The following is a 5,530-nucleotide window of genomic DNA, read 5'->3' as shown; positions in this document are numbered from 1 at the left end:
AAAGCAGTTGACGCGCAGTAGTGGGAGCTGATAGATTCACCCTCGCACGGCAGTGATGCGGTGCACTGACTGAGAGCAACCAACCATGAGTTGAGCGGCCTGGTTTTACCTGGGTTTGTTTGACACAGCGGGGGCGAGAGCCTATACTGGTTGCAGGCTACTTCACTGACACGGAAGAGCATCTACCGGAAGAGTGGTTATTGAGCGCATGTTTTTTGTGTGTGCGGGATAATTGCTGAGGAATGGTGTGCGTGGAGGGGTGGGGTGGCGAGATCTTTTACAGGGAAATAGAGAAGGGAAGGACGCGTACGGATTGGAGCGGGACCCGAAATATTTGAAGTGATAGCAGCTCTTCGGAGCTGTATTAGATCATGGAGAGTTTGATCCTGGCTCAGAACGAACGCTGGCGGCGCGTTTTAAGCATGCAAGTCGAGGGGTAGAAGCGCTTCGGTGCTTTGAGACCGGCGAACGGGTGAGTAACACGTAGGTGATCTGCCGTGAGGTTGGGGATAGCCTGTGGAAACACAGGGTAATACCGAATGAGCTTCTGACACTGTGGTGACAGAAGGAAAGGGGCGAGTGCCCCGCCTTACGATGAGCCTGCGGCTGATTAGCTAGTTGGTGGGGTAAAGGCCTACCAAGGCGACGATCAGTAGCCGGCCTGAGAGGGTGATCGGCCACACTGGGACTGAGATACGGCCCAGACTCCTACGGGAGGCAGCAGCTAAGAATCTTCCGCAATGGACGAAAGTCTGACGGAGCGACGCCGCGTGGGTGAAGAAGGCCGTGAGGTTGTAAAGCCCTTTTCTGCTTGAGGAATAAGCCTGGGAGGAAATGCCTGGGTGATGACGGTAGGGCAGGAATAAGCCCCGGCTAATTACGTGCCAGCAGCCGCGGTAACACGTATGGGGCGAGCGTTGTTCGGAATTATTGGGCGTAAAGGGCGCGTAGGCGGATGGACAAGTCTGGTGTGAAAGACCGCAGCTTAACTGCGGGAGCGCGCTGGAAACTGTACATCTTGAATCCTTGAGGGGAAACTGGAATTCCTGGTGTAGGGGTGAAATCTGTAGATATCAGGAAGAACACCGGTGGCGAAGGCGAGTTTCTGGCAAGTGATTGACGCTGAGGCGCGAAAGCGTGGGGAGCGAACAGGATTAGATACCCTGGTAGTCCACGCTGTAAACGATGTGCACTAGGTGTTGGGGTGTTGAAACCTCAGTACCGGAGCTAACGCGGTAAGTGCACCGCCTGGGGAGTATGCCGGCAACGGTGAAACTCAAAGGAATTGACGGGGGCCCGCACAAGCGGTGGAGCATGTGGTTTAATTCGATGATACGCGAGGAACCTTACCAGGGTTTGACATATACCGGGAGCTATGAGAGATCATGGTGCCCTTCGGGGCCGGTATACAGGTGCTGCATGGCTGTCGTCAGCTCGTGCCGTGAGGTGTTGGGTTAAGTCCCGCAACGAGCGCAACCCCTATTGTCTGTTGCTAACAGGTAAAGCTGAGGACTCAGGCGAGACTGCCGGTGACAAACCGGAGGAAGGTGGGGACGACGTCAAGTCATCATGGCCCTTATATCCTGGGCTACACACGTGCTACAATGGCCGGTACAAAGTGAGGCGAAGCCGCGAGGTGGAGCAAATCGCAAAAAACCGGTCTCAGTTCGGATTGGAGTCTGAAACTCGACTCCATGAAGGTGGAATCGCTAGTAATCGCATATCAGCATGATGCGGTGAATACGTTCCCGGGCCTTGTACACACCGCCCGTCACACCACCCGAGTTGGGGGTACCCGAAGTCGTTAGTCTAACCAGCAATGGAGGACGGCGCCGAAGGTATGCCTGGTAAGGGGGGTGAAGTCGTAACAAGGTAGCCGTACTGGAAAGTGCGGCTGGATCACCTCCTTTCTACGAGAAAGGTCACATTGGCAGCTTGTTGGTGCGGAAGTACTGACGGGTGCAGCTGATGGGTGCGAGGAATCGCACCGAAAGAGCGGCGAGAGCCGAAGTTGCACGCGAGTGCAGCGACCCGTTCCGATCTGCGTCCTTCTCTTTTTTTTCTGGGGCCTGTAGCTCAGTCGGTTAGAGCACTTCTCTGATAAGGAAGGGGTCACTAGTTCGAGTCTAGTCAGGCCCATGAGCAGACGCTGAAGAGAGCGTACTGCAGATAAACGAGCATCCACGAATTATGGAATCATGATTTGAGACGAGCGTGAGAGCGCGGTGGATAGCGAGGTCTTTAACATACATAGGGATGGGAATGAAGAGAAGCAACGCAGAGAGATTTTAGAGAAATCTTGAGCGTCGTGAGATACTCATATGGTCAAGTAAGTAAGAGTCTACGGTGGATGCCTTGGAGCCACCTGGCGAAGAAGGCCGTGGTAAGCTGCGAAAAGCAACGGGGAGGAGCACACATCCTGTGATCCGTTGATTGCCGAATGGGGTAACCCGGCTGGCGTGATGGCCAGTCATCTGTACCTGAATAAAATAGGGTATGGAGGCGAGACCCGGGGAACTGAACCATCTCAGTACCCGGAGGAATAGAAATCAAACGAGATTCCCGAAGTAGCGGCGAGCGAACCGGGAAGAGCCCAAACCGTTTAAGACGGGGTTGTAGGGCGCGTCATAGTGGAGTCAAAAACTGTATTGGTAGTGGAACGCTACTGGGAAGGGCGACCAGAGAAGGTGACAGTCCTGTACACGAAACCGATACAACTTCCGATGCGTACCTGAGTAGGACGGCACACGTGAAACGCTGTCTGAATCTGGGGGGACCACCCTCCAAGGCTAAATACGTGGTGGCTACCGATAGAGAATAGTACCGTGAGGGAAAGGTGAAAAGAACCCCGGTGAGGGGAGTGAAAAAGAACCTGAAACCGTAGACTTACAAGCGGTCGGAGCCTGTTTTCGGACGGGTGACGGCGTGCCTTTTGTAGAATGAGCCTGCGAGTTACCGTGTGAAGCGAGGTTAAGGGATAGGAGTCCCGAAGCCGAAGGGAAACCGAGTCTGAAAAGGGCGAATAGTTTCATGCGGTAGACCCGAAGCCGGGTGATCTATCCATGGCCAGGTTGAAGCGTCGGTAAAACGACGTGGAGGACCGAACCCTAGTCTGTTAAAAAAGGCAGGGATGAGCTGTGGATCGGAGTGAAAGGCTAATCAAACCCGGAGATAGCTGGTTTTCGCCGAAATAGCTTTAGGGCTAGCGTATATGGAGTCTTGCGGAGGTAGAGCACTGGTTGGACTAGGGCCCTTCACCGGGTACCAAACCCAGATAAACTCCGAATGCCGTAAGATGCTCATATGCAGTCAGACTGCGGGTGACAAGATTCGTAGTCGAGAGGGAAAGAGCCCAGACCGATAGCTAAGGTCCCAAAACATGACTGAGTGGAAAAGGAAGTATGATGGCAAAGACAGCCAGGAGGTTGGCTTAGAAGCAGCCATCCCTCGAACGAGTGCGTAATAGCTCACTGGTCGAGTCGTCATGCGCCGACAATGTAACGGGGCTACGTCATGTACCGAAGCTGCGGCTTGATAGATACGCGAGTATGTATCAGGGGTAGGCGAACATTCTGGAGGCCGAAGAAGGTGAGCTGTGAGGCGAGCTGGAGGTAACAGAAGAGAGAATGCAGGCATGAGTAACGAAAAGAGGGGTGAGAGTCCCCTCCGCCGAAAACCGAAGGTTTCCTGGGTAAAGGTCGTCTTCCCAGGGTTAGTCGGCCCCTAAGGCGAGGCCGAAAGGCGTAGTCGATGGGAAACGGGTTCATATTCCCGTACCTCTGTATGGGTTCGAGTGGGGTGACGCATGAGGCGAAGCCTGTCCAGGCGACGGTAGACCTGGAGCAAGCACCAAGCTTATGAGACTGATAGGCAAATCCGTCAGTTGAGGTAAGGTGTGACGCCGAGAGAAGCTACGGCGGATCGAAGCAGGTGGAGTCAAGGTGACAAGAAAGAACCTCTCAGGTAGACCATACAGAGACCGTACCGCAAACCAACACAGGTCGGTAGGATGAGTATTCTCAGGCGCGCGGGAGAACTCGCGTTAAGGAACTCGGCAAAATACATACGTAACTTCGGGATAAGTATGGCCTTCGAGGGATAGCAATATTTCGAGGAGGTTGCAGAGAAGAGGCTCAGGCGACTGTTTACCAAAAACATAGGTCTGTGCGAATCAGTAATGAGACGTATACGGACTGACACCTGCCCGGTGCTGGAAGGTTAAGAGGAGCGGTTAGTTTTCGGACGAAGCTGCGAATTGAAGCCCCAGTAAACGGCGGCCGTAACTATAACGGTCCTAAGGTAGCGAAATTCCTTGTCGGGTAAGTTCCGACCCGCACGAATGGTGTAACGATCTGAGCGCTGTCTCAACGCGAGACCCGGTGAAATTGGAGTATCGGTGAAGATACCGATTACCCGTGGTTAGACGGAAAGACCCCGTGAACCTTTACTGCAGCTTGGCACTGAAACTTTGCCCGTCATGTGTAGGATAGGAGGGAGACTGTGAAGCCTGTACGCTAGTATGGGTGGAGTCGTTGGTGAAATACCTCCCTTGGCTGGTTAGGTTTCTCACACCGATCCGTGAAACCGGAGGGTGGACAGTGTCAGGTGGGCGGTTTGACTGGGGCGGTCGCCTCCTAAAGAGTAACGGAGGCGCGCGAAGGTTCCCTTGCGCTGGGTGGAAATCAGCGTGTATGTGCAAAGGCAAAAGGGAGCTTGACTGCGAGACATACAAGTCGAGCAGGTGCGAAAGCAGGTCTTAGTGATCTGGCGGTGGCGAGTGGAAGCGCCGTCACTTAACGGACAAAAGGTACTCCGGGGATAACAGGCTGATTTTGCCCAAGAGTTCATATCGACGGCAAAGTTTGGCACCTCGATGTCGGCTCATCGCATCCTGGGGCTGGAGCAGGTCCCAAGGGTATGGCTGTTCGCCATTTAAAGCGGTACGTGAGCTGGGTTCAGAACGTCGCGAGACAGTTCGGTCCCTATCTGCCACGGGCGTTGGATGATTGAGAGGATCTGCCTTTAGTACGAGAGGACCGAGGTGGACAAACCTCTAGTGTACCAGTTATCGTGCCAACGGTAAGTGCTGGGTAGCTACGTTTGGAAGGGATAACCGCTGAAAGCATCTAAGTGGGAAGCCCACCTCAAGATGAGTCATCCCGTCTCCCTCGAGGAGACTGAAGAGACCAGAGAGACTATCTGGTTGATAGGCTGGAGGTCTAAGCATGGTAACATGTTGAGCCGACCAGTACTAATTTCTCGTGAGGCTTGACCATATGGGTCATCTCAGGACGCTCGAGATAAAACTCGCTGCAAAGCAAGGGATGCGCAGGCTGGCATCCCGAGTGAATCATGCCGGAAGGCATGAGAAGAACTCCTTCATTCCCGTTCCAGTAACAGATAATTGTTACGTCTGGTGATCATAGCAGAGGGGTCCCACCCGTTCCCATTCCGAACACGGAAGTTAAGCCCTCTCGCGCCGATGGTACTGCCGCAAGGTGGGAGAGTAGGTCGTCGCCAGACGTTTTTT

The 5,530-nt window shown here is 53.9% G+C and carries 1 tRNA gene and 3 rRNA genes; all 4 read left to right on the top strand.

The window, feature by feature from the left end:
* Nucleotides 1-368 precede the first annotated feature (368 nt).
* The 4 genes from BW950_RS14410 to rrf all read left to right on the top strand — a co-directional run bounded on the left by BW950_RS14410 (nt 369) and on the right by rrf (nt 5,523).
* Nucleotides 369-1,910, top strand: a 16S ribosomal RNA gene (locus BW950_RS14410).
* Nucleotides 1,911-2,065: 155 nt separating this feature from the next.
* Nucleotides 2,066-2,139: transfer RNA gene (locus BW950_RS14405), tRNA-Ile, on the top strand.
* 184 nt (nt 2,140-2,323) lie between these two features.
* Nucleotides 2,324-5,276 (top strand): 23S ribosomal RNA (locus BW950_RS14400).
* A gap of 136 nt (nt 5,277-5,412) precedes the next feature.
* Nucleotides 5,413-5,523: ribosomal RNA gene (gene rrf, locus BW950_RS14395) — 5S ribosomal RNA — on the top strand.
* Together the 16S, 23S and 5S rRNA genes with 1 tRNA gene alongside form the textbook arrangement of a ribosomal RNA operon.
* Nucleotides 5,524-5,530 lie beyond the last annotated feature (7 nt).

It is taken from the genome of Alkalispirochaeta americana, assembly GCF_900156105.1.
Lineage (GTDB): Bacteria > Spirochaetota > Spirochaetia > DSM-27196 > Alkalispirochaetaceae > Alkalispirochaeta > Alkalispirochaeta americana.
The sequence above is the reverse complement of the archived record's forward strand: the minus strand, read 5'-3'. Positions and strand labels throughout refer to the sequence as shown.